This window comes from Cryobacterium sp. LW097 (genome assembly GCF_002205495.2).
GTDB classification, from domain to species: Bacteria; Actinomycetota; Actinomycetes; order Actinomycetales; family Microbacteriaceae; genus Cryobacterium; species Cryobacterium zongtaii.
In genome coordinates, this window is record NZ_CP021992.1 from 2,064,417 (window position 1) to 2,091,084 (window position 26,668).

Genomic DNA, 26,668 nt, shown 5'->3' on the forward strand with positions numbered 1-26,668 from the left:
CCGGCGTTCTATTCCGCGTCGCTACTGAGTGTCGCCGGTCGCGGTGTCGCCGGGCGACCCAGTGCGGGTGACCGTCGTCGGAATGTTGTGGTTGAGCCTCAGCAGATTCTCGGGGTCGTACTCGCGCTTGAGGGCGGCGAGTCGCTCCAGTTTGGCCGGCCCGTAGACGGCCAGCGCTTGGGCCACCGGGTCGGTGCCGGATTCCGCGCCGAGGAAGTTCACATAGGTGCCGCCGGAGCCCAGCACCGCCATCTCCGCGCCGAACTCGCGCACGAAGGCCACTCGCTCGGCGTCGTCGGCAGGGTCAGTCCAGAATCCGTAGATGTTGAGCCAGAACCGCGCTCCCCGATTCGGGAACGGCGTGTCGTCCTCGGCCACCCTGGCAAAGGCGCCGCCCATGTGGTGGATATCGAAGGCGGTGCCGAGCCAGGTCTGCTCCGCTCCGCGGCGCAGCAGGGTATCGATCACCGCCGGATCCAGACTGTCGAAGGAGGTGTTCTTCCAGTAGCCGCGCACACCCTTGGGGAAGACCCCGTCGACGGCGGACTGCCACGCGGTCCACGGCATCGGTTCGTCGGCCTCGACCGCGGGCGGGGCGGCGCGGCGCATCCGGTCGATGACCTCCCGGGCCCTGTCGGTGTCGGTGCCGGCCCAGGCGAAGCCCAGCAGCATCAGCGGCTCAGAGCCGAGCCCCATGGCCGGCGGCGGCACCAGCACGCTGAGGATGGAGGTCAGCTCGTCTGGCAGGTCCCTGGTCCACTCGTCGTAGGCCGCCAGCGTCGCCGCCCACTGCTCCTTCGGGTAGACGAAATTGCCGGTCACCGGCCGCGGCGGCAACGGATGCGCCCGGAAGGTGAACGAGGACACCACGCCGAAGTTGCCGCCGCCGCCGCGCAGCCCCCAGAACAGCTCGGGGTTCTCGGTCGCGCTGGCCCGCACTCTCGTCCCGGCCACCGTGACGACATCCGCCGCCACCATGGCGTCTAGGGTCAGCCCGTGTGCCCTGGTCTGCCAGCCGACGCCGCCGCCGAGGGTGAGACCGGCGATGCCGGTGGCGGAGACCACGCCCAGCGGCACGGCGAGCCCATAGGGTTCGGTTGCCCGGTCGATGTCGGCCATGGTCGCCCCGGCCAGTGCCCGCACGGTGCGGGCGTCCGGGTCGACCTCGACGGTGTTGAGGGCGGCGAGATCGAGCACGATCCCCGCGTCGACGGTGCCGTTGCCGGCCACGTTGTGCCCGCCGCCGCGCACGGCGAGGGGCAGCCGGTGCCTGGCAGCCAGGGCCAGGGTCGGCGCGATGTCGCCGGTAGCACGGGCACGCACGATCAGCAGGGGCCGGTGGTCGATCATGCCGTTCCACACCCGCCTCGCGTCGTCGTAGCCGGGGTCGGTGTCGACGATCAGGTCTGCCTCTACGTCGGTGCGCAGGTCCTCAACCAGCCGGCGGGGATCTGTGCCGTTCTCGGGGAAGGTGCTCGATGTCATCGGGAGTCCTCCGTTGATCTACATCACGGGTCGACATCCATGACAGCACCCTCAGAGCCCGGCCGCAACGCTTGTCACGGCTTCGATGACACGGCCTCCGTCAAACGGTTTCCGTCACACGGACTCGGTCACCCGCCCATCCTCGACCGCCCAGTGCCGATCGAGGCGCACGGTGGCGAGCATCCGTCGGTCGTGGGTCACCAACAACAGGGTGCCCGTGTAGGACTCGAGTGCCTGCTCCAGCTGCTCGATCGCGGCGAGGTCCAGGTGGTTGGTTGGTTCGTCGAGCACCAAGAGGTTCACGCCCGTGGCCTGCAGCAGGGCGAGACCGGCGCGGGTGCGTTCACCGGGTGACAGGGCGTCGGCGGGTCGGCTGACGTGGTCGGCGGTGAGGCCGAACTTGGCGAGCAGGGTGCGGATCTCGCCGGCCGAGAGCTCGGGCAGCCGCTGCTCGAAGATGGCCACCAGGGTCTGCTCGCCCGTGACGCTGGCCCTGGCCTGGTCGATCTCGCCGACGGCGACGCTCGCGCCCAGGCTTGTGGAACCGGAATCGGCCGCCAGGCGGCCGAGCAGGGCGCGCAGCAGCGTGGTCTTGCCGGCGCCGTTGGGTCCGGTGATGCCGATGCGCTCCCCCGCGTTGACCTGCAGGGAGACCGGACCGAAGACGAAGTCACCCTGGCGGATGAGCGCTTCGTTCAGGACCGAGACCACGCTGCTCGAGCGCGGTGCGGCGCCGATGGTGAACTCGAGCTGCCATTCCTTGCGCGGTTCGTCGACCTCGTCGAGACGACTGATGCGGCTCTCCATCTGGCGTACCTTCTGCGCCTGCTTCTCGCTGGATTCGGCGGCGGCCTTGCGTCGGATCTTGTCGTTGTCCGGAGACTTCTTCATGGCATTGCGCACACCCTGGCTGGACCACTCCCGTTGGGTCCGGGCCCGGCCGACCAGATCGGCCCTCTTTTCGGCGAATTCGTCGTAGTCGGCGCGCTTCTGCCGTCTGGCCGTCTCGCGCTCCTCCAGGTAGGAGTCGTAGCCGCCGCCGAAAACCCGGTTGGCGCCCTGGGCGAGGTCCAGTTCGAGGATCTTGGTGACCGAGCGGGCCAAGAACTCCCTGTCGTGGCTGACCAGCACGACTCCACCGCGAAGGCCCGTGACGAAGCCTTCCAGGCGTTCGAGCCCGTCGAGGTCGAGGTCATTGGTGGGCTCATCGAGCAGCACGATGTCGAATCTGGACAGCAGCAGGGCGGCCAGTCCCACCCTGGCGGCCTGGCCGCCGGAGAGCGATGTCATCAACGCGTCCGCGGCCACGTCGGCGTCGAGGGAAAGACCGAGGTCATACAGCACGGCAGGGAGCCTGTCATCGAGGTCGGCCGCACCACTGGCCAGCCAGCGGTCCAGGGCCACCGAGTAGACATCGGCCGGGTCAGCCCCGCCCGGTGCGGCTGGTTCGGCCAGGGCGGCGGCGGCGGCGTCCATCTCCCTGGTCGCCTGGGCGCAGCCGGTGCGACGACCGATGTACTCCGCCACGGTCTCCCCTGGCACCCGTTCGTGTTCCTGGGGCAACCAGCCCACGAAGGCATCCGCCGGCGACAGGGCAACGGAACCGCCCTGCGGCTCGTCGAGGCCCGCGAGCAGGCGCAGCAGGGTGGACTTGCCCGCACCGTTCACGCCGACGATACCGACGACATCGCCGGGTGCGACGGTGAGGTCGAGGGAATCGAACAGTGTGCGGTGGGCGTAGCCACCGGCCAGGGCCTTGGCGACGAGTGTTGCGGTCATGGGTCCAGTTTCCCATCTGGACGTGACGCGCCCGACGCCCCGTCGATTCCGTTGCTCAGTCGGCCGCGTCGAGGTACAGCCAGGCGCCGGACACCTTGACGAATCGGCTGACTTCGTGCTGCTGAGCCCGCCGGCCGTCCTGACGCGAGTGTGCGGTGAATTCCACGACGCCCTCGGTGTCGAACAGGGTTCCCCGCTCGGTCCGGTCGATGTCGAGCCGCATCCACCGCACCGTCGTGTCCAGCTCGATGGTGTCGGGCCGAGTTCTCGGATGCCAGGTGCGCAGGAGATAGCCTGCGTCGCCGACCGCGAAGGCCGAGTAGCGCGATCGCATGAGCTGCTCGGCCGTGGCGGCTCGGGCGTCGCTGCGGTGCAGGCGCCCGCAGCAGTCGTCGTAACTGTTGCCGCTGCCGCACGGACAGCGTACGGGAGCGGCGGGGATCGATGGCTGGTCTGAACGGGCTGCAGATGCTGAAGGGGGCATCCAGCCATTATCGACGCCCGTCAGGCCGAGGTCACTCGCACCAACGCCTCATTGCGCCCCCGGAGTCCGGGCCGGAACGGCGGGTCGAACCGTGCGTAGTAGACCGGCCCGTCCGGCAGGAGATCAGCGGCCTCCAGCGACCCGAGCAGGGAACGCCCGTGATCGGTGAATCTCTTTGTGCTCCAGCCCCCGCCGAACCGCAGGACCGCGGCCTCGTGGGCGGGCAGGACGATTATCCGCAACCTCTCGTCCAGTGGCAGGGGCGCACGGTCCGGGTCCGACTCACCCGGGAGCACGAAGCTGATCAGGTGCGCGGACTCCCCCGCCCGCTCGTGCAGCACCGGCGGCGCCATGGGGATCGTCGTTGCCGACAGGTTGTTGCCGGCGAGATAGTTCTGCAGCGGCCGGAAGCCCCGGCTCGCCGCCCGCGTGAAGCCCCCGTCGACCTGCACCTGCACGAGAACACAGTCCGGATAACGGCGCACATCGAAGCCAGGGAAGGCCCGCACCACGGTGTACTGCTGCTGCTCGGTCATATCGGGGAGTGTAATCCGAAGGCCCCCACTTGGGGGTGGAATCTGGGGGTGGAATCTGGGGCTGTAATCGTGACCCCCTTGACTGCCGAGCCGAGGGCTAGGCCTTCTTGACGACCCCGGACTTGAGCTGCATGCTCACTCCCTCGATTCGACATTCGATGTCGTGATCGCCCACACCCTGGCGCAGGCGGATGCCGCGCACCTTGGTGCCCACCTTGATGACGGTAGAGCTGCCCTTGAGTTTGAGGTCCTTGATGATGGTCACCGAATCGCCGTCGGCCAGCACGCTGCCGTGAGCGTCGGTGATCGCGGCATCCTGCACCGGCTCACCGGCGGAGGCGGCCCCTGCCGCCCACTCGTGCCCGCACAGTGGGCAGACCAGCAGCGCCCCCATCTCGTAGGTCAGTTCGCTGGAGCATTCCGGGCACGGCGGCAGGGTCTCATTCACCTCCCCATCGTAGAGCGGGGGCCCAGAGTCGATGGTCCCGCCCGCGGTGAGACGTTGGCGTCGCCGCGGGTTGACGAGAGCGTTCAGACAAGAACAGGGCATTCCCCGACAACTCCACGCTAATGAGCGTATTTTGCCCGGTAGAGCGTGCCGTCGTTCGGGACGGCACCGCACCAGCCCTGGGATGAAGGTGGAGATATGACCCTGCACGTCCTTAAGAATCCGCCACTGGCGAGCGGACGAGGCGGGTGGTTGACGTGAGCGTCCTCGCTGAGATCCTGATCGCCCTCGCGGCGATCATGGTCGTGTCCACCGTCACGGTCATCGTCATTGCACGCGTGCTGTACAGGCGGCTACGGCGAAGTCGGGCTCTCAACGGTGCCGTGCTGCGTGTGCGCACGCGGGTGAGTGTCGGCCCGAACCACGAAATCCTCCGCCTTCGGTTGCGTCTGAGGGACTCGCTCGCCAGTGGACAGGCCGCGGTTGACCTCGCCGTGCAGAGCGGAGGCCCGCATGGTGAGTTGCAGAGGCTCGTCGGACGGTTGCAGAACGAGGGCACCAGAGTGGAGTCGCAATTGCTGTTGCTGGCCACCGAACGGGACCCTGTCGTGCTCCGAGAGACTCTCCCGGTGGCCAGTCGGCGCGTAGACCAGATCACCGGGTTGGTGGGGCGGGTCCGTTCCGTCGTTGCCGCCGGCCTCGGTGTGCGCACCGATGACACCCTCACGACCCTGGGCGCCGACGTGGACCGTGAGATCGCCGCCGTCGACGCCGGTGTCGCGGAGTTGCACGCCCTCACCCTGCTGGACGGGTTGCCCACGCCGGAGCGGACCTCGATGCAGCAAACCTCGGCGCACCGGCTAGACAAAAGGAGCACCCCATGACCTTCACCAACCGACTGCGAGTCATCTTCCGGAGCAAGGCCTCCCGCACCCTGGACCGACTGGAGGACCCGCGTGAAGCTCTTGACGACAGCTACGAGCAGCTGGTGCGGATGCTGCAGGACGTGAGGTTGGGCCTGGCCGAGGTTGCCACCGCGAAGAAACGGATCGAGCTGCAGGGCCAGGAGATGGGCGCCAGGCACCAACGGCTGGCCGACCAGGCCGATTCCGCCCTGAACCAGGGCCGGGAAGACCTGGCCAGGACCGCTCTGGAACGCCGCTCCCTGTTGGAGGGCCAGGTGGCCGCACTCCGTGACCAGTACACCCTCCTGCAGAAGCAGCAGGGGCAGCTGCAGGACAACGAACGGCGCCTGGCCGAAAGGGTAGCCGCGTTCCGCACCGAGAAGGAGAGCATCAAGGCCAGCTACGCCGCCTCGCAGGCGCAGGTGAAGGCGAACGAGGCCGCGGCCGGCCTCGGCTCGCAGATGAGCGAGGTCGGTGTCAGCCTCGACAGGGCCAAGGACCGGATCGTTCAGATGCAGGCCCGCGCCGCCGCGACCGACGAACTGCTCGCCAGCGGCGCCCTCACCGATCTCACTGCCCCACCGGATGCCGACCTGGAGCGCCAGCTGTCGTCCGGGGCGACCTCGGCAGAGGTTGAGCGGCAATTGCGAGCCATGAAGGATGCCAGGACGGCACGCCAGGGCCGGCCGGCCGGGTCTCGGGGAGCGGGGCCGGACGCGTGGCTCAGTATCGGGAATGGTCCGACCGGGCCAGGTCCTGAAGCCCCCTGAAGCGTGCCGCCAACTCGCCAACGCCGGGTGAGAAGAGCCGGCAAGAATTCCCCAGAAATATTTCCGGAAATTCTTTTCACCCGGGTTCACAGCACGACGAAAAAACCCCCGATGACTACTGTCATCGGGGGTTTTCCTTGTGCTTGGTGGATCCGAGGGGATTCGAACCCCTGACCCCCTGCATGCCATGCAGGTGCGCTACCAGCTGCGCCACGGACCCAGACTTTGTTTCGAATTCCTCCGAAACAACTTCATTAGGTTACTACATGTTTTGAGTGCTCGCGAACCAAACGCTAGTCCGCGGCGTCAATTTCCACGGTGGATTCGACATCCGCGGCGTCGACGGTCGTGTTTGCGGCGCCGTCTGCGGAGGTGTCGACGGACTCGTCGGACGAGGCGGCCTCGTCGATGGCGCGGGCACTGGCCTGGTCGATGGGGATGACCGGGCAGTCCTTCCAGAGGCGCTCGAGGGAGTAGTAGACGCGCTCTTCCTCGTGGAACACGTGGACGACGAGGTCGCCGAAGTCAACGAGAATCCAGCGCCCTTCGGCGCGTCCCTCGCGGCGAAGCGGCTTGTAGCCGGCCTCGATCAGCTTGTCCTCGATTTCGCCGGCGATCGCGACGACGTTGCGTTCGGAGCGTCCCGTGACGATGAGGAAGATGTCGGCCAACGGCAACGGGGTGGAAACGTCAATGGCAACGAGGTCCTCCCCCGCTTTCGAGTCGGCGGCGGCGGCAGCCACCTTGAGGAGCTCGAGAGCGTGGGCAGAAGCGGTCATCGATTGAATCCCTGAGTTAGTAAAAGCGAAAAAGATGGCATGAGGAGATATGGGGTTGGTGGATATTCGGGGTTAGTAGATATTGAGGGCGTAGCCGACGACGAACAGCGACAGCACACCGATGGCGAGCACCGCGGCTGTGATCGCGAGAACCGTTGGCAGGGAGGCGCCGCGTTTGCGAGGCGGCGTCATCACGCCCCGGGTGGAGGTGTGGGTGCTCACGGCGCGGCTGGCGCTCACGGGTGCCACATCGTTGTGGTGACCGCCCTCGTCGAGCTGGTCGAGCATGCGGTCCATTTCGGACGAGTCGAACAGGTTCGGGTGCTGACCGGTAGCGCCCAGGCTTCGCGGGAGGTCGATCGATCCCGTGATCATGATCTCCCCGGTGCTGGTGATGGGGCCGCCGGGGCCCTGACGCGGGATGGACGGCAGGATCAGGGCGTTGGTGGTCGTGGGCATGCCGCCGGCGCCGACGCCGCGGCCCACGAGGTCGTCGAAGGTCGCGTCGTCGCGGCGCCCGATGGTCTCGATGTGGCTGTCGTCCTCGCGGTCCATCGACCAGTGGCCGATCGGCGGGTGCAGAGAGTTGACCGCGGCCGGCGCTTCGGTTCGGGGCTGGTCGTCAGCGAGGGCGGAGCGGGGTGCGGAGACCGGAGCCGGTGGGGCCTGAGAAGGTGCGGCCTGTGCCTGGCCGGAGACCTCGTCGGCGGCACTCGCGGATGAGGCGGCCTGCAGGGCACGAAGCTCACGGCGGGTGAGGGTGCGACCGGCGTCGGCGACGGCCGGAGCCTCGGGGACCGGCAGCGGGGCGGGGGCCACAGACGTGTGCCGCGAGTGGTGCGGCTCGGACTCGACAGGCTTGGACTCGATAGGCTCGGACTCGACGGGCTTAGCCTCGACGGGCTTAGCCTCGACGGGCGCAACGATGTCGCCTGTGGCAGTCTCCTCTGCAGAAGGCGTCTCTGTGACAGCCGGCTCGTGCTCCCGAGCCAACTCGCGCAACTGTCGTCGCGTCAGTGGCTGCGGGCTATTACCCAACGTCATGCCACACTCCGATACAGATGGTGCTTTGAGATGTACTGGACAACCCCGTCGGGGACCAAGTACCAGACCGGGAAACCCCGGTTCACGCGTGCCCGGCAGTCAGTAGACGAGATCGCCAGAGCCGGAACCTCCAGCAAGCTTACGTCCTGGTTAGGCAATCCTGAAATGCTCAGGTCGTGTCCCGGGCGACTCACAGCCACGAAGTGGGCCAGTTTCCATAGTTCGGCGACGTCTTTCCAACCCAGGATCTGGGTTATCGCGTCTGCGCCGGTGATGAAGAACAGCTCGGCATCCGGGCGTTCGGCGTGCAGGTCGCGGAGGGTGTCGATCGTGAAGGTCGGGCCGGTCCGGTCCACGTCGACGCGGCTGACCGTGAAACGCGGGTTGGACGCCGTGGCGATGACGGTCATCAGGTACCGGTGTTCGGCCCGCGTCACGTCGGTCTTCTGCCAGGGCTGCCCGGTGGGCACAAAAATGACTTCGTCGAGGTCGAAGCTCTGCGCAACCTCGCTCGCTGCGACGAGGTGCCCGTGGTGAATGGGGTCGAAGGTGCCGCCCATCACGCCGATGCGCGGGCGGTTCGGGGTCACGGCGCCGATTGTCAGTGGCCGTTGTGGCTGGCTGCGCCACCATGAGCCGCGGCATAGGCGTTGGCCTTGGCGCTGTGGCGGTTCGCGACGTCGCGGAAGCTCCAGACGACGAACCCGAGGGCGGCGAACACGATGAGGGCCACGAGGCCGTAGACCCAGGTCGCGACGGGCAGCTGGGTGTGCTCGACCTCGGCAAGGACAGCGGTCACGAACAACATGGAATCTCCGTTCAGGAATACTTTTTCGCGCTGCATCGGCGGGCGGCAGCGGTACCGCGACCAGTCTAGCGGGACGCTCCGCCCGTGCCGGTGAGCGGCACCGGCGCTAGTCGCGGATCTGGCCGGTACCGCGCACGATCCACTTGGTGCTGGTGAGCTCCGGCAGACCCATCGGTCCGCGGGCGTGCAGCTTCTGGGTCGAGATCCCGACCTCCGCGCCGAACCCGAACTCACCGCCGTCGGTGAACCGGGTGGACGCGTTGACCATGACCGCGGCCGAGTCGACCTCGTTGAGGAAGCGCTCCGCGTTGACGATGTCGTTGGTGATGATCGATTCGGTGTGCCCGGTCGAATACCGACGAATGTGCGCGATCGCGGCGTCAAGGTCGGCCACCACCTTGACGGACAGGTCCAGGCTCATGTATTCGGTCGCCCAGTCCTCGTCGGTCGCGGGAACCGCCGCCGGGTAGAGTGCTCGCACCGCGGCGTCGCCGTGGATGGTGACCCCGGCGCCGGCGAGCTTGGCGAGCACCCCTGGCAGCACCCGCGCGGCCGCCTGCTCGTGCACGAGCACGGTCTCGACGGCGTTGCAGACGCTGGGTCGTTGAACCTTGGCGTTGTGCACGATGTCCGCGGCCCACTGCTCGTTGGCGGAGGCATCCAGGAAGATGTGCACGACACCGGCCCCGGTCTCGATCACGGGCACCGTCGACTCGGTCACGACGGCCTGGATCAGCCCGGCACTGCCGCGCGGAATGAGCACGTCGACCAGCCCGCGGGCCTGCATCAGCGCCGTCGCCCCGGCCCGTCCGAACGGGTCGATGGTCTGCACGCACTCCCCCGGCAGGCCGGCGGCGACCAGCGCCTCGTGGATCAGGCCGACGAGTACCCGATTGGAGTTCTCGGCGGCGGACCCGCCACGCAGCACGGCGGCGTTGCCGCTCTTGAGGGCGAGAGCGGCGATGTCCACGGTCACGTTCGGGCGGGCCTCGTAGATGACACCCACGACACCGAAGGGCACGCGTATTTGGCTGATCTTGACGCCGTTGGCCAGGCTGCTGCCGCGCACGACTTGGCCGACAGGGTCGGTCAGCGCTTCGATCTCGTCGACGGCGTCGGCCAACGAGCGGATGCGCGCCTCGTCCAGGCGCAGCCGGTCGAGAAGTCCGGCAGTCAGGCCGTTCTCGGCACCGGCGGCCAGGTCGAGGGCATTGGCGGCGACGATCTGCGCCACGTTCTCGCGCAATGCCACGGCGATTCCCTGGAGCGCCGTGTTCTTCAGCCGGGTCGGCGCGGACGCCAGTGCGAGCGAAGCCGTCCGGGCTGCGACGAGCATCGCCGTGAACCCGTCAGGGCTGGAACCGGGCACGGCCGTGGCGGGTAGGGTCTGCGACATGCCGTCAGTTTAGGGCAGAACGCCTCACTGTTGTCGGGTCGGCCGGCTCGAACCAGGTGCCGATCGAGTCGCCGCGGAGGGCCTCGGCGACCAGCGCCGTCGACGTCACCAGGACCGCGGTTCCGGCCTCTGCGGCGATCCGGGCTGCGGAGACCTTGGTGCCGGCGCCGCCGGTGCCCACGCCGGACTGGGAGGAGCCGAATTCGACGCCGGGGAGGGTATCGCCCAGAGCCACGTGCTCGATTCGTTCCGCTCCGGGCAGGTGTGGGGGCCGGGTGTACAGCGCATCAACGTCGCTGAGCAGAACGAGCAGGTCCGCCTTGACGAGGGTGGCGACGAGGGCCGCGAGCCTGTCGTTGTCGCCGAACCGGATCTCGTGGGTGGCGACGGTGTCGTTCTCGTTCACGATCGGCAGGATGCGGAGGCCCAGTAGCCGTTCCATGGCGCGCTGGGCGTTGCTGCGCGGCGACGCGTTGTCGAGGTCACCCGCGGTGAGGAGCACCTGGCCGGCGACGATGTCGTACCGGTCGAGGCTGTCCTGGTAGCGGAAGATCAACAAGTTCTGCCCCACGGACGCTGCGGCCTGCTGGGTGGCGAGGTCGGTGGGACGCTCGTCGAGCTGCAGGTACGGCATCCCGGTGGCGATGGCGCCTGAGGACACCAGTACCACCTCGGCGCCGCGGCCGTGCGCTGACGCCAGGGCGTCAACGAGGGGTGCGATCTGCCCCACATTGGCGCCGCTGATCGAGGACGATCCCACCTTCACGACGATCCGTGCCGCAGTGCCGACGCCGCTGCGCTCCAGCGGCCGCCTCGCTCCTCCGGTCACTCGGAGTCGCCCTCCTTGACGCGCCGGCGGGCGGCGTTGTTCTCGGTGACTTCGCCTTCGCCGGCGTTGAACTCCTCTTCACCGGTGGACCACATACCGGCCTCGCGCTCACGGATGAGTTCGGCACGCGCGGCGGACTTGGCGTCCATGCGCTTGAGGTATTCCTCACGACGCTCGTTGCTGGTGCGGCGCTTGGAGTCGTCCATCCGACTGTCGGTACCACGCGGGGCAGTGATCAGCTCGGCTGTGGAGGTGAGGGTGGGCTCCCAGTCGAAGATCATGCCGTCGCCAGGGCCGATGACCACTGTCGAACCGGCGACAGCGCCGGCCTTGAACAGTTCGTCCTCGGTGCCGAGCTTGGCCAGTCTGTCGGCGAGGAAGCCGACGGCCTCGTCGTTCTTGAAGTCGGTCTGCTGCACCCAGCGTTCGGGCTTGGCGCCGAGGATACGGAAGATGTTGCCGAACGAACCACCCTCGACTCGCACGATGAAACCGCTGTCGTCGACGGGCTTGGGGCGGATGACGATACGCGGCTTGAGGGCCGCGGCTTCGGCGCTCGTGATCCGGCCGGCTTCGACGGTCTCGGCCAGGGCGAAGTTCAGCTGGCGCAGTCCCTCGTGGCTGACCGTGGAGATCTCGAAGACGCGGTAGCCGCGCTCCTCGAGTTCGGCCTTCACGAAGGCGGCGAGTTCGCGGCCTTCCGGTACATCGATCTTGTTCAGCGCGATCAGCTGGGGACGCTCGAGCAGGGGCGTCTGGCCCTCGGGCACCGGGTACGCGGCGAGTTCGCCGAGAATGATGTCCAGGTCGCTGATCGGGTCGCGACCGGGGTCGAGCGTGGCGCAGTCGAGCACGTGCAGCAATGCGGTGCAGCGCTCAACGTGGCGCAGGAATTCGAGGCCGAGCCCCTTGCCCTCGCTGGCGCCCTCGATGAGACCGGGCACGTCGGCGACGGTGTAACGCACCTCACCGGCATCCACTACGCCGAGGTTGGGCTGCAGGGTGGTGAAGGGGTAGTCTGCGATCTTGGGCCGGGCCGCCGAGATGGCCGCGATCAGGCTGGACTTACCGGCCGACGGGTAGCCGACGAGTGCGACGTCGGCCACGGTCTTGAGCTCGAGGTAGACATCGCCCTCGAAGCCGTAGGTGCCCAGCAGCGCGAAGCCGGGGGCCTTGCGCTTGGTGGAGGCGAGCGCGGCGTTGCCGAGTCCGCCCTGTCCGCCCGCGGCGACGACGATGCGGTAGCCGGGCTCGGTCATGTCGGCGAGCTCGTTGCCCTCCGCATCCTTGACGACGGTGCCCAGCGGCACGCTCAGCTCAATGATGTCGCTGCCGTACCCGTTGCGGTGGTCACCCATGCCGGGGCCGCCGTTCGCGGAACTGCGGTGCGGTGAACGGTGGAACGCGAGCAGGGTGGTCACCTGCGGGTCGGCGACGAGAACGATGTCGCCACCGTTTCCGCCGTTTCCGCCATCGGGGCCGGCGAGAGGCTTGAACTTCTCGCGTTTGACCGAGACACAACCGTTTCCTCCGTTGCCCGCTCGCAGGTGCAGCGTGACTTGGTCAACGAACGTGGCCATGGGAATGCCCCTTTCAGGTGGCGATACAAACAAACATGAGGACGAGCCGAAGCCCGCCCTCATGCTGAAAAGCTGTGTGGATGCCTAAGCGGCAGCTACCACGATGTTGACGACCTTGCGGCCACCCTTGGCACCGAACTCGACCGAGCCGGCTTCGAGGGCGAAGAGAGTGTCGTCGCCGCCACGGCCGACGTTCACGCCGGGGTGGAAGTGGGTGCCACGCTGACGGACGATGATCTCGCCCGCGCCGACAACCTGACCACCGAAGCGCTTCACGCCGAGGCGCTGAGCGTTGGAGTCACGACCGTTGCGAGTGGAACTCGCACCTTTTTTGTGTGCCATTAGTTATTCTCCTCGGGCCTAGGCGATGCCGGTGACCTGAACGCGAGTGAGCTCCTGACGGTGCCCCTGACGCTTCTTGTAACCGGTCTTGTTCTTGAACTTCTGGATGACGATCTTCGGGCCGCGAAGGTCGTTGAGGACCTCGGCGGTGACCTTGACGTTGGCCAGCGACGTCGAGTCAGAGGTGATCTTGTCGCCGTCGACGAGAAGCACGGCGGCCAGCTCGACGTTGCCGTCCTTGTCAGCCTTGATTCGGTCCATCGTTACGATGGTCCCGACCTCTACCTTCTCCTGCCGCCCACCGGCGCGCACAACTGCGTAAACCACTTTACGTACCTATCTCTGGGGAACCCCGGGGGCTCCGATTCCTATGATGGAAAGTTACCGAGTGCACATGGACCAAGTCGGACCATGTCACTTCAGAAAACCTTGGGCGCTACGTGGACAGAGTCCTTCGCACACCAACACTCGACTTTAGCTGATCGGAATGCCCCGGTCAAACCACCTCGAGAGGGCGTGTCGCGCCCTCGGTTCGATGGCGACGCCCTGGACAAGCTTAGGGCCGCGATTGTCCATACACTTTCAGCATGGGCATACTGATCGACCAGCCGGCCTGGGCGGCCCATGGCACGCTCTGGTCTCACCTGGTGAGCGACTCCTCGCTGGCGGAGCTGCACGCCTTCGCGGCCGCGCAGGGCATCCCCCGGCGCGGATTCGATCTGGACCACTACGACGTGCCCCAGGACCGCTACGACTCCCTGGTGGCGGCCGGAGCGGAGCCGGTCGACTTTCGCGGTCTCGTCACCCGGCTGCGGGCGAGCGGCTTGCGGGTCAAGGCCAGGGACCGCTGACAGACGCTCACCAGGTCGCGTCGATGCCCACGATGCTGCGAGTGATGGCCCCGGTTGACAGGTCGACGAAGAGTGTCGTCGCCGTGGTGGCCTGCGGGTCGACGGGGTAGCCATCCGTCACCTGGGTCTGGCTGTTCGGCACGGTCTGGATCGCCAGGTACTGGTCGTTGGGTGAGATGGCGAAGCCCACGATGGTCTCGTTGGGTAGCACCGGTTCGTAGACCACCCGCGTCGTCGGAGTCGCGGGGTCGCCCGTGACCAGGATCAGCGACTGTCCCACGCGCCCGGTCGCCTGGTCGAATTCGGCCACCCTCTGCACGTACCCCTCTCCCCCGGTGAGGAAGCGCAGTTCGGCTGTATACGGCGTGGTGCCGGCGACATCCTGCGGCACGATCGCCGCCTCGGCACCCGTGGACAGGTCGAGGATGTACTGGCGGTCCTGGTCTGACACGGCAATGCGCAGCCCGTCGGGGGCGAACGCGTTGAGGTTAGGGAATTGGCCGATGGGGATGGGTACGGTTTCGGTGCCTGCTCGGGGGTCGATCAGCAGCAGGGTGGTGTCGAAGAGCTGAGCCACGACCTCGGCGCGGTTGGCCATGAACCCCCAGGCGATGGCCTGCACGGGCTCACCATCGAGCCCGGTCACGGTGTCGACGGTGCCGCGGGTGAGGTCGAGCAGGAACAGGGTGTTGTCGTAGACGTGGCCTCCTGCTCCTGCTGCGCTGGTGAAGCGGAAGCCGATCGTGCTCGAGGACGGGGAGGCCTGCAGGTCGTGCACGGTTCCGGTGCCGGGCATGGTGAGTTCGGCGGCGCGGCCGTCACGGTCCACCAGACTGAGCGTGTTGGTGAGGTCCTCGGTGAGGGTGACCACCACGAGTTCGTCGCCGACAGGAACGAACGACTGGATGTATGGGGCGCTGAATGCGACGCTCGTCTCGGCGGATCCGACGGTGGTGCGTACGATCCGGTCGGGCGCCTTGGTCGGCTCGTTCGGCTGCGCCGGGGACCGGCTGAGCAGGTAGAGCGGCGCTTCGTCGGTGCGGAAGGAGACGGCGAGGTCGCTCGACCTGTCGGCGAACGGGCCGGTGACGTCGTTGACGGTCACCGTGTACTCGGTGTCGTAGGCGAGCGGCTGGGGGAAGACGATCACGATGGAATCGTTCCTGGTCTGCACGTCGACGACGCCGGCCGGGCTGACGGCGATCTGGTCCGTGCTCACCTCGGCGAGCTGCTGGTTCGTGTCGAGGACGAGCCGTTGGTTGGCCGTGGTGACGACGGCGCTCGTGTCGACCTGGAAACCGGTCAGCCGGGGCCCGTTGAGCACGTTGACGGCCACCAGGGCCAGACACAGCACGATCAGGCCGGTGAGGAGGGCGGCGAGGGTGCGGCGGAACCGCCGGCCACCGGCTGCGGTGTCCGGGTCGGCTGTCGAAAACTGCCCAGACGTGAGGTCAGTAGACATACGGGTCGCTCGGCTGGTCGACGGGCTCGATGGTGGTGGGAAGCACGGCGAGGGTGTCTGCGGATCGGGCGCTTGGGTTGCTCACGAAGGTGCCGGTCACCTGCACCCAGTCGTCGGTGTCGTAGCTGGCCTGCCAGCCGGGCTGGTAGACGGCAACGCCGATGGGCTGGGCGTCGACGGCGCAGCAGGTGACCACGAACCGGGCGGCGTAGAAGACGTTGTCGGGGTCTGCGGCGTCCGGCAGGACGAAGCCGGTGATGCTGGCCGTTTTGTCGGCGTAGAGGGCGGGATCCTCGGACTGGGCCAGGAGCGACACCCACTCCTTCACGCTCAGGCGTTCGTAGTCGCCGGTGCCCACCAGGGCGGCCGCCTCCTCCGCTGCGGCCTCGCTGTCCAGCCCGCCGGAATTGACCTCCCGTTGGGTGGCTGTGGCGCTGGTCAGGGTGGCCGGGGGCAGGGCCAGCACCGTGACCGTCGCGATGGCCAGAAGCAGGGCGCTGCCACTCAATGCCCAGGTCCGCCGGCCGGCGGACCTGTGGCCGGACGGCTCCGACTCCCCTGCCGCCGGGGTGCGAAACACGAAGCTGGCCACTACGAAGACGAGGCCGACAACGGCCATCACGGTGGTGAAGATGAAGTAGCGCGGGTGGATGTACAACCCGAGCTGCCCGGTGGCGCCGAGCCAGATGGTGGCCACCACGATCACCAGGCTCAGGCCGATGCCGCGCCAGCGCTCGGCCAGGTAGCCGGCCAACGTGCCCTTACGCGACATTTCCTTATGCGACATTTCCTTATGCGACATAGTTCACCAACAGGCCGGCGGCCGCGCTCATCAGGGCCACCAACGCGGTGATCTGCACGAGGGTGCGGGTGGTGAAGGTGGTGCGCATCAGGGCGAGCATCTTGACGTCGATCATGGCTCCGAAGGTGAGGAAGGCGGCGATGCCGCCAGGCATGAAGGTGCTGCCGAACGACAGCACGAAGAAGGCGTCGACGTTGGAGCACACCGCGACGATGAAGGCCAGGGCGATCATGGCCAGCACCGACCAGACCGGGTTGCTGCCGAGCGCCAGCAGCACCGAGCGGGGCACAAAAACCTGGACGAGCGCCGCGATCAGCGATCCGATGAACAGTGCGGGCATGATCACCGCGGTCTCGCGGGTGAACAGGTCGACTGACCGCTCGATACGGCCCGGCCGGGAACCGTGCGGGTGAGTGTGCCCCTCGTGCAACCCGCCGTCATGCCCGCCATTGCTCACCGGCGCGTCCGGCCGTTCGCAGGACGCTGAAAAGGTGCGGGTCAGGAGGCTGTCCGGGTCCGGGTGCCGGCTGAAGAGCCACCCGATAACGTTGGCTATCACGAAGCCGGCCACGATGCGGGTGATCAGGATCCCGTCTCCCCAGCCGAACGCCTGGTGGGTGGTGATGATCGTGATCGGGTTCAGGATGGGCGCGGCGAGCAGGAAAGTGATCGATTCCGGCACCGTGAAGCCGCCCACCATGAACCCGCGGGCCAAGGGCACGTTGCCGCATTCGCAGACCGGGAAGAACATGCCCAGCAGCGAGATGCAGGCGCGGCGGAGCACTGGTTGGCGGGGCAGGAATCGGGTGATGAAGCCGTGTGGGAGCCACACCTGCACCACCGTGGACAGCAGAATGCCGAGGAACACAAAAGGCGCTGACTCGATGATCACGCTCAGGGCGAGGGTGATGGTGTCCTGGACGCGGTCCGGCACTCCCCAGCCGGCGAACGCCGGGCTGACGGCACGGAGCGCGAACGCGGCGGCGACCAGGACCACACCGAGAATGAGTCCGGTGGGCACGCGCCGCACCGTCCCCCGATCCCTGTGCATCCATCGATCTTACCGGAGTGCGGCAACCAGACAGGCCAGGTCGACCGGCCAGGTCGACCGGCCCCGGACGACAACAGCGGTGCCGCCCGAATCGGGCGGCACCGCTGCAGGGCCGATGAGGCCGTCGACCGTTAGGCGTTGTCCTGCGTGGGAGCCACGATCGGCTGCACGGTGGCGGTCGGACCGCCGGCGGTGGTGACCCGACGGCTGCGCGAACGACCCTGGCCGGGCTGCTTGGGCTCCGGCAGGGCTTCAAGCACCGAATCGAGCAGCTGGTCGGTGACCTGCTTACTCACCGGACGGCGGCTGCGCGGTGACTTCTGCACGGGGATGTCGAGAATAGCGACACCGTCGGCCGAGTCGGCCGGCACGGCCTCCGGAGCCAGGAGAGGCGCCTGAACCGCCGGGGCGGCGGTCTCGGGCTCTGCGCCGAACGGGTCGGTGGACGCCCGGTCGGGCTGCACGACGGGCGCACTGTCGGTCGACTGGCCGGTGCGGCCCCCCGAACGACTGCCCGAACGGTTGCCCCGGGAGTTCGAACGGGCCGTGGGCGCGGTGTCGACGCTCTCGGCCGCGGTCGGGGCGTCGGCCTCAGCAGCCGGGGCGGCGGCCGGGGCAGCCGTCTCGGTCGGCGCGAGCACGGGGATCGAACCGGTCAGTGAGCGGCTGATGGTGCGCGCGGCGATCAGCGCGAGGGCGTGCTTGGCGTCCTCGGTGATTCCGTGCGTGCCGTGGCCGGCCTTGGTGGCATCCGTCTGTACGGGCGCACCATGCGCCTGACCGGAATTCTGGTTGCCGTTGCCGCGCTGACCGGAGTTGCCGGCGTCGTGGCCGGAGCCGCCGTTGCCGTTGGACTTGCTGCGGGGGCGGCGCTCCTGAGTGGGCTGAGCGGTCTGGCGGTGCTTGACGACGGGGTCGTGGTGGATGACGATTCCACGTCCGGCGCAGGCCTCGCAGTTCTCGCTGAACGATTCGAGCAGGCCCAAGCCGAGCTTCTTGCGAGTCATCTGCACGAGCCCGAGCGAGGTGACCTCGGCCACCTGGTGCTTGGTGCGGTCGCGGCTGAGGCACTCGACCAGGCGACGGAGCACCAGGTCACGGTTGGACTCCAGGACCATGTCGATGAAGTCGACAACGATGATGCCGCCGATGTCGCGCAGGCGCAGCTGCCGAACGATCTCATCGGCTGCTTCGAGGTTGTTCTTGGTGACGGTCTCCTCGAGGTTTCCGCCGGATCCGACGAACTTGCCGGTGTTGACGTCGACGACGGTCATCGCCTCGGTGCGGTCGATCACGAGCGAACCGCCCGACGGCAGCCAGACCTTGCGGTCCAGTGCCTTTTCGATCTGCTCCGAGATGCGGTATTCGTCGAACGCGTCGCGCTCGCCCTCGTAGCGCTGGACGCGCTCGACGAGGTCGGGAGCCACCTGGCGCAGGTAGGACTCGATGACCTCCTGGGCGTCGTCGCCGGAGATGACCATCTTGTGGAAGTCCTCGTTGAAGACGTCACGCACGATCTTGATCAGCAGATCAGGCTCGCTGTGCAACAGGGCCGGACCGGACACCGTTTCAACCTGCTTGGCGATGGAGGCCCACTGCGCGGTGAGGCGGTTGACGTCGAGGGTGAGCTGTTCGTCGGTCGCGCCCTCGGCTGCGGTGCGCACGATGACACCCACGTTGTCCGGAAGGACCTCCTTGAGAATCTTCTTCAGCCTGGCGCGCTCAGTGTCGGGCAGCTTGCGGCTGATGCCGTTCATCGACCCATTGGGCACGTAGACGAGGTAGCGGCCGGGCAGCGACACCTGGCTGGTGAGCCGGGCGCCCTTGTGACCGATCGGGTCCTTGGTGACCTGCACCAGCACCTTGTCGCCGGGCTTGAGCGCCAGCTCGATACGGCGAGTCTGGCTCGCACCCGGGGAGTTCACCGCGGCGGCGTCCCAGTCGACCTCACCGGAGTAGAGCACGGCGTTGCGGCCGCGGCCGATGTCGACGAAGGCGGCTTCCATGCTCGGCAACACGTTCTGCACACGACCGAGGTAGACGTTGCCGATGAGCGACGCATCCTGGTTCTTGGCCACGTAGTGCTCGACGAGCACTCCGTCTTCGAGAACGCCGATCTGGATCTTGTTGTGCTTGGCCCGCACGACCATGGCGCGGTCGACCGACTCGCGGCGGGCGAGGAACTCGGCCTCCGTGATGACAGGGCGGCGGCGGCCGGCGTCGCGGCCGTCGCGGCGGCGCTGCTTCTTGGCCTCCAGGCGGGTGGAGCCCTTGATCCGCTGGGGCTCGGTGATCAGCTCGGGTTCGCGCGGAGTCCGCACCCGCACCACGGTGTTGGCGGGGTCGTCGCTGCGGCCTTCTTCACCGGTGCGACGGCGCGCGCGACGGCGCACCGTCGAGCCCTCTTCGGGGTCGTCATCCTCGTCGTCGAGCTGACGGCCGCCGGACCGGACCGGGGCCGGCAGAATCGCCGGGGCCTGGAAGATCAGGGACGTCGTCGGCCGGCGAACGACCTCGACGGTCTCGTCGAAGGGTGTCGGCAGGGCAGGGAATGCCACCGGCTGGTCCGCCGCGGCTGCCGCCTGGTCGGACGAGGCCTGGCCGAACGGCACCTGGTCGGAAGCCACTCGGTCGGCCGAAGCCGACGGTGACTCCGGCGTCACGGCCGGGTCGTCCTGAACGGGTACACGGGGCGTGTCACCGATCGGTTCGAGCTGCTTGGCCGGTGCCGCCTTCCTGGTTGTTTTGCGAGTGCCGAACAGGCCCTTGCGCTTCTTGTTGTCGTTGTCTTCCACCATCACTGGTGCGCTCCTTGACCGCTGTGGATGACCGCGCCACCCACTCGGTTACTCTCTCGTGCGTTGCTCTCGCTTGCGCGAAAACCCCGCGAATCCTATTGCGTGCCGCAACCGGCTCTTGGCTCTGGTTGCAAATACCTTTGGTCTAGGACCAATGAATCTGGGCGAATGCCGCCCATTAAGCCTTATGGCATCGGTTTGAGCGCGGCTCAAACGACTGTTTTGATTATCGCACGCATTCCCAGGGACGCGCACGCGACACATGGCATAATCCGAATGTGCCATTCACCACGTCGAAAAAGCCTCCGATCGGTCTCGCCGTTTTCCTGATTCTCGCGGGGGCAATCGGTTTCGCGGCGGCATTCGCGCTCACCCTGGACAAGTTCACGATGCTGGCGGATCCCGCGGCGCAACTGTCCTGCAACTTCAGTGTCCTGGTGGGCTGCAGCACCAACCTCGGCTCCTGGCAGGGCGCGGTGTTCGGATTCCCGAACCCGTTGATCGGGGTGGCGGGCTGGAGCGTGGTGATCACCATCGGGGCGGCGATCCTTTCGGGCGCCCGCTTTGCCCGGTGGTTCTGGCTGGGCCTGAACCTGGGGGTCGCCGGTGCGCTCGCCTTCGTCATTTGGCTGATGGGCCAGAGCTTCTTCGTCCTCGACGTGCTGTGCCCGTGGTGCATGGTCACCTGGACGGTGACGATCCCGGTGTTCCTCGCCGTGACCCTGTACAACCTCAAGACCGGCATCATTCCGGGTTCGGCGCGGGTGCGGCGCCTCGCGGCCGGCGCCTATTCGTGGATCTTCGTCATCACGATCGCCTGCTACCTCGTCGCCGCGACGATCGCCCAACTCCAGATGGACTTCCTTCACCGCCTCTGAGGCTTCTCCAGCCCGCAAGACGTGAGAAAGGCCCCGAAAACTCGACGTTTTCGGGGCCTTTCTCGCGGTTCGGGAGGTGTTTAGGCGAACCAGAGGGCCAGCTCGCGGGCCGCGGACTCGGGCGAGTCCGAACCGTGCACGAGGTTCTGCTGAACCTTCAGGCCCCAGTCCCGGCCGAGGTCGCCACGGATGGTTCCCGGTGCGGCCGTGGTGGGGTCGGTGGTGCCGGCCAGGGCGCGGAAGCCCTCGATGACGCGGTCGCCGGCAACACGCAGGGCCAGGATCGATCCGCTTTCCATGAATTCGACGAGCGGTTCGAAGAACGGCTTGCCGGCGTGCTCGGCGTAGTGCTCGGCGAGGAGCGAGCGCTCGGCCTGCACGAGCTTGATGTCGACGAGGGAGTACCCCTTCGCCTCGATCCGGCGAAGGATCTCGCCGGAGAGGTTGCGCGCCACGCCGTCGGGCTTGACCAATACGAGTGTTTCCTGAACGTTCGTCATGAGTTCTCCTTGTTCTGTCTTTCGACGTTCTGTCTGTCGATCCGTGTGCCGGTGATCATGCAGTAGACCCACATGCCGGCGAAGAGTGCCCCGACGAAGAACATCGCCGGGTTGAGGAATCCGGTGGCGACGACGACGACCTGGACTGCCCAACCGATCAGGTAGGCCCAGTTGAACCGTAGCAACCCGAGGGTGGCGACCATGATCAGGCAGAGCAACGCTCCCCCGCCCAGGGTGACCCAGGCTGGCAGATCGCTCAGCCCGAAGATCACCAGGGTGGCCAGGAACACCACGATCAGCTCGAAGCCGAGCACGATCGAGGCGAGTGATCGTCGAACCGATCCGCTTCTCACGTGGTCATCCAGTCCCCCGCGTCGGCCAACGCGACGGCGTCACCGACGAGGGTGATCGACCCGGCGACGAGCACGGCGCGCTTGGGGGCGTCCTGGGCCCAGCCGCGAGCTGCGTCGAGGGCCTGGGCGAGGTCGCCGAACCTGAACGTGTCCGCGTCGCCGACGTGTTCAGCGACGAGGTCGGCGAGGTCGTCGACCGGGATCGCCCGCTCGGAGTGTGACTGGGTCACGTGGAAGCGGGCCACGGCGGGACGCAGGGCCTCGATGATGCCCGCGGCGTCCTTGTCGGCGAGGATGCCGACGACCACGACGATCTCGTCGAAGTCGAAATAGCTCTCCAGCGCCGCGGACAGGGCCAGGGCCCCGTGCGGGTTGTGCGCGGCGTCGACGAGCACTGTCGGCTCGATGCCGACCAGCTGCAGCCGTCCGGGCGAGGTCGCGGTGGCGAGTCCTTCCACCAGGATGTCTTCGACCAGGGCCTGGCTGCCCGCGCCGAGGAATGACTCGACGGCGGCGATGGCCACGGCGGCGTTCTGGGCCTGGTGGGTGCCGTAGAGCGGCAGGAACAGTTCGGAGTAGGTGCCGGCGATGCCGCGCACGGAGATGAGCTGGCCGCCGACGGCCACGTGGCTGGCGAGGAGGGCGAATTCGCTGCCCTCGCCCACTAGGGTCGACTCGGTGAGCTCGGCGGCCCGGGTCAGCTCGGTCATGGCCTCCGGCGGCTGCGCTGCGGTCACGACGGCCGCCGCGGGCTTGATGATGCCGGACTTGGTGCGCGCGATCTCGGCGATGGTGCTGCCGAGCCGCTTGGTGTGGTCCAGGGCAATCGGGGTGAACACGGCCACCTGGCCGTCGGCGACGTTGGTGGAGTCCCATTCGCCGCCCATGCCGACCTCGAGCACGACCACGTCGACCGGCGCATCCGCGAAGCAGGCGAAGGCCAGAACGGTGAGGGCCTCGAAGAAGGTGAGGGGTTCGTCACCGGCGGTGGCGAGTTCGGCGTCGACCATGAGCAGGTAGGGCTGGATGTCGGCCCAGTTCGCGGCCAGGGCCTCGTCGGTGATGGACTGCCCGTCGATCACGATGCGTTCGTTGAGTCGCACGAGGTGCGGGCTCACCAGCAGGCCGGTACGCAGGCCGTAGGCGCGCAGGATGCTCTCGATGATGCGGCTGGTGCTGGTCTTACCGTTCGTGCCGGTCACGTGGATGATCGGGTACGAGTTCTGCGGGTCGCCGAGCAGTTCGACCGCCCGGCGGGTCGCCTGCAGCCGCGGCTGCGGAGATCCCTCGCCCACCCTTTCGAGCAGTGCGGCGAGCACGGCGTCGCCGGCGTCACGGAATTCGTCGGGGTAGTAATCGTCAGACATTGATGGTTCCTTTGTCGCGGGCGACGGCAACGATGACCGGTCCGTGGTTCGCGTAGTGGTTGGCCTCGAAGCGCACGTAGTGCTCCACGATCGAGCCGGTCAGACCGGGCAGCCATTCGGACGGGGTGCCGGCGGCATCGGCCGGTGCCGAGTGCGTGCTGAACCGGATGGCCAAGGTTTCGCCGGCGACGTCGACGCCTGTCGCCAACGAGAAGGTGGCGGCGTCGGCCTCGTCGAAGAAGACCAGGTCCAGGCGGATGCGGTCACTGACCTCGAAACCGGCCGACTTGCGGGTGTCCTGCACGGCGCGGATGAGGTCGCGGGCCAGGCCCTCCGCCTCGAGTTCGGGCGTGGTGGTGGTTTCCAACAACACGAATCCGCCGCCGGCGAGCAGGGCGAGCGCCGAACTGTTCAGCACCGACTCGGGGTCCGCGGCCGTGGAGGCGGCCTGCAGTTCCAGTTCGTACTCCCCCGCGACCAGTTCGATGCCGCCGGCGGTGACGACACCGTCGGTTTCGGACCAGTCGCCGGTGCGGGCGGCCTTGATGACCTGCTGCACCTGCTTGCCCAGGCGCGGGCCGGCGGCGCGGGCGTTCACCGTGAGCTTGGAGGTGATGCCGTAGCTCTCAGCGCTGTCGGCCTCCTGCTCGACCAGGGTCACGGCCTTGACGTTCAGCTCGTCGCGCAGGATGCCCTCGAAGCCGGCCAGGGCGGCCGCGGCGGTGGTGACCACGGTGAGGTTCGCCAGGGGAAGCCGCACCCTCAGGCCGGCCTTCTTGCGCAGCGACAGCACTGTGGAGCTGACCAGGCGCACCTGGTCCATGGCCGTGACCAGGCCGGGGTCGGCCGGGAACACCGTGGCGTCAGGCCAGTCGGTGAGGTGCACGCTGCGTCCGCCGGTCAGGCCCTGCCAGATGCGTTCGCTGATCAGCGGCAGCAGCGGCGCGGCTACGCGGGTCACGGTTTCGAGCACCGTGTACAGGGTGTCGAAGGCATCCGCTCCGGTGCCGTCGGCGGTGACGCCTGCCCAGAACCTGTCGCGTGACCGGCGCACGTACCAGTTGGTCAGCACGTCCGCGAAGTCGCGCAGGCGCGAGGCGGCGAGGGTGCTGTCGAGGCGTTCGAGGTCGCCGGTGACGTCCTCGATGAGGTCGCGGGTCTTGGCCAGCAGATAGCGGTCGAGCACATCGGTGGAGTCGGTGCGCCAGGTGGCGGTGTAGTCGGTGGCGTTGGCGTAGAGCGAGAAGAAGTACCAGGTGCTCCACAACGGCAGCAGCATCTGGCGGGTGCCCTCGCGGATGCCCTCCTCGGTGACGATGAGGTTGCCGCCACGCAATACCGGGGAGCTCATCAGGAACCAGCGCATGGCGTCGGAGCCGTCGCGGTCGAAGACCTCGTTGACGTTGGGGTAGTTGCGCAGCGACTTGCTCATCTTCTGGCCGTCGTTGCCGAGCACGATGCCGTGGCTGACCACGTTCTTGAACGCGGGCCGGTCGAACAGGGCGGTCGAGAGCACGTGCAGCAGGTAGAACCAGCCGCGGGTCTGGCCGATATATTCCACGATGAAGTCGGCCGGGTTGTGGCTGTCGAACCACTCCCGGTTTTCGAACGGGTAATGCACCTGCGCGAACGGCATCGAGCCGGAGTCGAACCAGACGTCCAGGACATCCTCGATGCGTCGCATGGTGGACTGCCCGGTGGGGTCGTCGGGGTTGGGCCGGGTGAGCTGGTCGATGTAGGGGCGGTGCAGGTCGGTGGGGCGCGCGCCGAAGTCCGCTTCGAGTTCATCGAGCGAACCGTAGACGTCGATGCGCGGGTAGGCGGGGTTGTCGCTCTTCCACACCGGGATCGGGGAGCCCCAGTACCGGTTGCGGCTGATCGACCAGTCCCGGGCGTTGCCGATCCACTTGCCGAACTGGCCGTCCTTGACGTTCTCCGGAACCCAGTTGACCTCTTGGTTGAGGTCGACCATACGATCGCGGAAGTCGGTGACCCTGACGAACCAGCTCGACACGGCCTTGTAGATCAGCGGATTGCGGCAGCGCCAGCAATGCGGGTAGGAGTGTTCGTAGCTGGCCTGGCGCAGCAGCCGGCCCTGCGACTTGATCAGCTGGGTGAGCGGCTTGTTGGCGTCGCTCCAGAGCTGACCGGCGACCTCGGTGACGGCGGGCAGGAATTTTCCGCCGTCGTCCAGCGAGAGGATGACCGGGATGCCGTAGGCCTGGCAGACCGTCTGGTCCTCCTCGCCGTAAGCGGGAGCCTGGTGCACGATGCCGGTGCCGTCGGAGGTGGTGACGTAGTCGGCGACCACGAAGCGCCAGGCGTTCTGGGTGCCCCACTCGCTCTCGTCGGCGTAATAGTCGAACAGACGGTCGTAGGAGACGCCTTCGAGGTCGCGGCCGGTGACGGTGCGGCTGATGGCGGCCGTCGCGTCGGCGGCGCTCTCGTAGCCGAGGTCCTTGGCGTAACTGCCGACCAGGTCGATGGCCAGCAGGTACTCGGCGCCGAGCACCTCGGTGGCGGGATCGGGTGCGCCGGCCTGCTCGCGCAGCACCTCGGCATCCGGCGTGCCATTGGGGCCGGCGGGAACGACGGCGTAGACGATTTCGGGGCCGACGGCCAGGGCGAGGTTGGTCGGCAGGGTCCAGGGGGTGGTGGTCCAGGCAAGGGCCCGAACGGCGGTGAGGCCGAGGGTCTCGGCCTTGGCGCCGACCAGGGGGAAGGTGACCGTGACCGTCTGGTCCTGGCGCATTTTGTAGACGTCATCGTCCATGCGCAGTTCGTGGTTGGACAGCGGGGTCTGGTCCCGCCAGCAGTACGGCAGCACCCGGTAGCCCTCGTAGGCGAGGCCCTTGGTGTGCAGTTCCTTGAACGCCCAGATCACCGACTCCATGAAGGTGATGTCGAGGGTCTTGTAGTCGTTTTCGAAGTCGACCCAGCGGGCCTGGCGGGTGACGTACTTCTCCCAGTCCTTGGTGTATTCGAGCACCGATTCGCGGGCGACGGCGTTGAACGCGGCCAGGCCCATCTCTTCGATCTGGCTCTTGTCGGTGATGCCGAGCTTCCGCTCGGCCTCCAGCTCGGCGGGCAAACCGTGGGTGTCCCAGCCGAACCGGCGGTGCACCTGCTTGCCGCGCATGGTCTGGAAGCGCGGGAACAGGTCCTTGGCGTACCCGGTGAGCAGGTGGCCGTAGTGCGGCAGGCCGTTGGCGAAGGGCGGGCCGTCATAGAAGACCCACTCCGGCGCTCCCTCGCGGTTGTCGATGGAGGCCTGGAAGGTGCCGTCCTTCTCCCAGAAGTCCAGCACCTCGCCTTCGATCTGCGGAAAGTTCGGTGAGGGAACGACGGCTGCGTCCAAGCGGGCCGGGTCGGCGTCGGGGAGGCCGAACGCGTTGTCTGTGGGCTGCTGCGGGTACGTCAT

26 protein-coding genes and 1 tRNA gene are annotated in these 26,668 nt (G+C 67.5%); 4 read left to right on the plus strand and 23 right to left on the minus strand.

Annotated features, from left to right (window positions below; genetic code table 11):
- Nucleotides 1-21 precede the first annotated feature (21 nt).
- From B7495_RS09520 to B7495_RS09540, 5 genes are all read right to left on the minus strand, one after another.
- Entirely contained in the window at nt 22-1,485 is a 1,464-nt protein-coding gene (locus tag B7495_RS09520; RefSeq protein ID WP_088456356.1) for an FAD-binding oxidoreductase, read from the minus strand.
- 114 nt (nt 1,486-1,599) lie between these two features.
- Entirely contained in the window at nt 1,600-3,264 is a 1,665-nt protein-coding gene (locus B7495_RS09525; protein ID WP_088456357.1) for an ABC-F family ATP-binding cassette domain-containing protein, read from the minus strand.
- A gap of 55 nt (nt 3,265-3,319) precedes the next feature.
- On the minus strand, nt 3,320-3,748 hold the full coding sequence (locus B7495_RS09530) for a YchJ family protein (RefSeq protein WP_088456358.1): 429 nt from the start codon (nt 3,746-3,748) through the stop codon (nt 3,320-3,322).
- Between the two features lie 20 nt (nt 3,749-3,768).
- Nucleotides 3,769-4,284, minus strand: a complete 516-nt coding sequence (locus tag B7495_RS09535; RefSeq protein ID WP_088456359.1) for a heme-binding protein — start codon at nt 4,282-4,284, stop codon at nt 3,769-3,771.
- Between the two features lie 97 nt (nt 4,285-4,381).
- Nucleotides 4,382-4,732 carry a zinc ribbon domain-containing protein YjdM gene (locus B7495_RS09540; protein WP_088456360.1) on the minus strand — a complete coding sequence of 117 codons (351 nt, stop codon included), beginning with the start codon at nt 4,730-4,732 and terminating at the stop codon, nt 4,382-4,384.
- A 257-nt stretch (nt 4,733-4,989) separates the two neighbouring features.
- Here B7495_RS09540 and B7495_RS09545 point away from each other — a divergent pair, with 257 nt between their 5' ends.
- Together B7495_RS09545 and B7495_RS09550 are read left to right on the plus strand one after the other, a co-directional pair.
- Nucleotides 4,990-5,616, plus strand: coding sequence for a hypothetical protein (locus B7495_RS09545; protein WP_133159795.1), 627 nt, complete (start codon nt 4,990-4,992; stop codon nt 5,614-5,616).
- Nucleotides 5,613-6,407, plus strand: coding sequence for a PspA/IM30 family protein (locus B7495_RS09550; protein ID WP_088456362.1), 795 nt, complete (start codon nt 5,613-5,615; stop codon nt 6,405-6,407). Before B7495_RS09545 ends, B7495_RS09550 begins: the two co-directional genes overlap by 4 nt.
- 144 nt (nt 6,408-6,551) lie before the next feature.
- Here the strand turns inward: B7495_RS09550 and B7495_RS09555 are convergent.
- The 10 genes from B7495_RS09555 to rplU all read right to left on the minus strand — a co-directional run bounded on the left by B7495_RS09555 (nt 6,552) and on the right by rplU (nt 13,512).
- Nucleotides 6,552-6,627 (minus strand) — tRNA-Ala (locus B7495_RS09555).
- A gap of 73 nt (nt 6,628-6,700) precedes the next feature.
- Nucleotides 6,701-7,186: a ribosome silencing factor gene (gene rsfS / locus B7495_RS09560; protein ID WP_088456363.1), complete on the minus strand. Its 486-nt coding sequence runs from the start codon at nt 7,184-7,186 to the stop codon at nt 6,701-6,703.
- Between the two features lie 72 nt (nt 7,187-7,258).
- Nucleotides 7,259-8,005: a hypothetical protein gene (locus tag B7495_RS09565; protein ID WP_088456364.1), complete on the minus strand. Its 747-nt coding sequence runs from the start codon at nt 8,003-8,005 to the stop codon at nt 7,259-7,261.
- 221 nt (nt 8,006-8,226) lie between these two features.
- Nucleotides 8,227-8,790 (minus strand): nicotinate-nucleotide adenylyltransferase, encoded by a 564-nt coding sequence (gene nadD, locus B7495_RS09570; RefSeq protein ID WP_088458015.1) that lies wholly within the window; start codon nt 8,788-8,790, stop codon nt 8,227-8,229.
- A gap of 41 nt (nt 8,791-8,831) precedes the next feature.
- Nucleotides 8,832-9,038 (minus strand): hypothetical protein, encoded by a 207-nt coding sequence (locus B7495_RS09575; RefSeq protein ID WP_088456365.1) that lies wholly within the window; start codon nt 9,036-9,038, stop codon nt 8,832-8,834.
- 106 nt (nt 9,039-9,144) lie between these two features.
- A complete protein-coding gene (locus tag B7495_RS09580; protein WP_240632495.1) occupies nt 9,145-10,374 on the minus strand; it encodes a glutamate-5-semialdehyde dehydrogenase in 1,230 nt (409 codons plus the stop codon).
- Between the two features lie 64 nt (nt 10,375-10,438).
- Entirely contained in the window at nt 10,439-11,239 is an 801-nt protein-coding gene (proB, locus tag B7495_RS09585; RefSeq protein WP_088458016.1) for a glutamate 5-kinase, read from the minus strand.
- A gap of 20 nt (nt 11,240-11,259) precedes the next feature.
- Nucleotides 11,260-12,843, minus strand: a complete 1,584-nt coding sequence (gene obgE, locus B7495_RS09590) for a GTPase ObgE (RefSeq protein WP_088456367.1) — start codon at nt 12,841-12,843, stop codon at nt 11,260-11,262.
- 84 nt (nt 12,844-12,927) lie between these two features.
- A complete protein-coding gene (rpmA, locus tag B7495_RS09595) occupies nt 12,928-13,185 on the minus strand; it encodes a 50S ribosomal protein L27 (RefSeq protein WP_066595878.1) in 258 nt (85 codons plus the stop codon).
- 18 nt (nt 13,186-13,203) lie between these two features.
- Nucleotides 13,204-13,512 (minus strand): 50S ribosomal protein L21, encoded by a 309-nt coding sequence (gene rplU, locus B7495_RS09600; protein ID WP_066595881.1) that lies wholly within the window; start codon nt 13,510-13,512, stop codon nt 13,204-13,206.
- 260 nt (nt 13,513-13,772) lie between these two features.
- Here rplU and B7495_RS09605 point away from each other — a divergent pair, with 260 nt between their 5' ends.
- A complete protein-coding gene (locus B7495_RS09605) occupies nt 13,773-14,036 on the plus strand; it encodes a DUF4031 domain-containing protein (protein ID WP_088456368.1) in 264 nt (87 codons plus the stop codon).
- 7 nt (nt 14,037-14,043) lie between these two features.
- Here B7495_RS09605 and B7495_RS09610 read toward each other — a convergent pair whose 3' ends face one another.
- The 4 genes from B7495_RS09610 to B7495_RS09625 all read right to left on the minus strand — a co-directional run bounded on the left by B7495_RS09610 (nt 14,044) and on the right by B7495_RS09625 (nt 20,149).
- Nucleotides 14,044-15,498 carry a hypothetical protein gene (locus B7495_RS09610; RefSeq protein WP_088456369.1) on the minus strand — a complete coding sequence of 485 codons (1,455 nt, stop codon included), beginning with the start codon at nt 15,496-15,498 and terminating at the stop codon, nt 14,044-14,046.
- Nucleotides 15,488-16,285: a TIGR03943 family protein gene (locus B7495_RS09615; protein ID WP_240632185.1), complete on the minus strand. Its 798-nt coding sequence runs from the start codon at nt 16,283-16,285 to the stop codon at nt 15,488-15,490. Before B7495_RS09615 ends, B7495_RS09610 begins: the two co-directional genes overlap by 11 nt.
- A 4-nt stretch (nt 16,286-16,289) precedes the next feature.
- On the minus strand, nt 16,290-17,351 hold the full coding sequence (locus tag B7495_RS09620; protein WP_088456371.1) for a permease: 1,062 nt from the start codon (nt 17,349-17,351) through the stop codon (nt 16,290-16,292).
- Nucleotides 17,352-17,482: 131 nt separating this feature from the next.
- Nucleotides 17,483-20,149 (minus strand): Rne/Rng family ribonuclease, encoded by a 2,667-nt coding sequence (locus B7495_RS09625; protein WP_088456372.1) that lies wholly within the window; start codon nt 20,147-20,149, stop codon nt 17,483-17,485.
- A 278-nt stretch (nt 20,150-20,427) separates the two neighbouring features.
- On the opposite strand from B7495_RS09625, the gene B7495_RS09630 reads away from it, so the two are divergent.
- Entirely contained in the window at nt 20,428-21,027 is a 600-nt protein-coding gene (locus B7495_RS09630) for a vitamin K epoxide reductase family protein (protein ID WP_088456373.1), read from the plus strand.
- Nucleotides 21,028-21,107: 80 nt separating this feature from the next.
- Here B7495_RS09630 and ndk read toward each other — a convergent pair whose 3' ends face one another.
- The 4 genes from ndk to ileS are packed head-to-tail and all read right to left on the minus strand — an operon-like array spanning nt 21,108 to nt 26,668.
- On the minus strand, nt 21,108-21,527 hold the full coding sequence (gene ndk, locus B7495_RS09635; RefSeq protein WP_088456374.1) for a nucleoside-diphosphate kinase: 420 nt from the start codon (nt 21,525-21,527) through the stop codon (nt 21,108-21,110).
- The gene (locus B7495_RS09640) at nt 21,524-21,880 is read right to left on the minus strand and encodes a DUF4233 domain-containing protein (protein WP_103459903.1); all 357 of its coding nucleotides are present in this window, start codon (nt 21,878-21,880) and stop codon (nt 21,524-21,526) included. Before B7495_RS09640 ends, ndk begins: the two co-directional genes overlap by 4 nt.
- A complete protein-coding gene (locus B7495_RS09645) occupies nt 21,877-23,247 on the minus strand; it encodes a folylpolyglutamate synthase/dihydrofolate synthase family protein (RefSeq protein ID WP_088456376.1) in 1,371 nt (456 codons plus the stop codon). Before B7495_RS09645 ends, B7495_RS09640 begins: the two co-directional genes overlap by 4 nt.
- Nucleotides 23,240-26,668, minus strand: coding sequence for an isoleucine--tRNA ligase (ileS, locus tag B7495_RS09650; protein WP_088456377.1), 3,429 nt, complete (start codon nt 26,666-26,668; stop codon nt 23,240-23,242). The genes B7495_RS09645 and ileS overlap by 8 nt, the downstream gene beginning before the upstream one ends.

Bases quoted from the DNA above. Each gene is read 5' to 3' on its own strand.
- B7495_RS09520 (WP_088456356.1), bottom strand. From the start codon at position 1,485: ATGACATCGAGCACCTTCCCCGAGAACGGCACAGATCCCCGCCGGCTG.
- B7495_RS09525 (WP_088456357.1), bottom strand. From the start codon at position 3,264: ATGACCGCAACACTCGTCGCCAAGGCCCTGGCCGGTGGCTACGCCCAC.
- B7495_RS09530 (WP_088456358.1), bottom strand. From the start codon at position 3,748: ATGCCCCCTTCAGCATCTGCAGCCCGTTCAGACCAGCCATCGATCCCC.
- B7495_RS09535 (WP_088456359.1), bottom strand. From the start codon at position 4,284: ATGACCGAGCAGCAGCAGTACACCGTGGTGCGGGCCTTCCCTGGCTTC.
- B7495_RS09550 (WP_088456362.1), top strand. From the start codon at position 5,613: ATGACCTTCACCAACCGACTGCGAGTCATCTTCCGGAGCAAGGCCTCC.
- rsfS (WP_088456363.1), bottom strand. From the start codon at position 7,186: ATGACCGCTTCTGCCCACGCTCTCGAGCTCCTCAAGGTGGCTGCCGCC.
- nadD (WP_088458015.1), bottom strand. From the start codon at position 8,790: ATGGGCGGCACCTTCGACCCCATTCACCACGGGCACCTCGTCGCAGCG.
- B7495_RS09575 (WP_088456365.1), bottom strand. From the start codon at position 9,038: ATGTTGTTCGTGACCGCTGTCCTTGCCGAGGTCGAGCACACCCAGCTG.
- B7495_RS09580 (WP_240632495.1), bottom strand. From the start codon at position 10,374: ATGCTCGTCGCAGCCCGGACGGCTTCGCTCGCACTGGCGTCCGCGCCG.
- obgE (WP_088456367.1), bottom strand. From the start codon at position 12,843: ATGGCCACGTTCGTTGACCAAGTCACGCTGCACCTGCGAGCGGGCAAC.
- rpmA (WP_066595878.1), bottom strand. From the start codon at position 13,185: ATGGCACACAAAAAAGGTGCGAGTTCCACTCGCAACGGTCGTGACTCC.
- B7495_RS09605 (WP_088456368.1), top strand. From the start codon at position 13,773: ATGGGCATACTGATCGACCAGCCGGCCTGGGCGGCCCATGGCACGCTC.
- B7495_RS09610 (WP_088456369.1), bottom strand. From the start codon at position 15,498: ATGTCTACTGACCTCACGTCTGGGCAGTTTTCGACAGCCGACCCGGAC.
- B7495_RS09615 (WP_240632185.1), bottom strand. From the start codon at position 16,285: ATGTCGCATAAGGAAATGTCGCGTAAGGGCACGTTGGCCGGCTACCTG.
- B7495_RS09620 (WP_088456371.1), bottom strand. From the start codon at position 17,351: ATGCACAGGGATCGGGGGACGGTGCGGCGCGTGCCCACCGGACTCATT.
- B7495_RS09625 (WP_088456372.1), bottom strand. From the start codon at position 20,149: ATGGTGGAAGACAACGACAACAAGAAGCGCAAGGGCCTGTTCGGCACT.
- ndk (WP_088456374.1), bottom strand. From the start codon at position 21,527: ATGACGAACGTTCAGGAAACACTCGTATTGGTCAAGCCCGACGGCGTG.
- B7495_RS09645 (WP_088456376.1), bottom strand. From the start codon at position 23,247: ATGTCTGACGATTACTACCCCGACGAATTCCGTGACGCCGGCGACGCC.
- ileS (WP_088456377.1), bottom strand. From the start codon at position 26,668: ATGACGTACCCGCAGCAGCCCACAGACAACGCGTTCGGCCTCCCCGAC.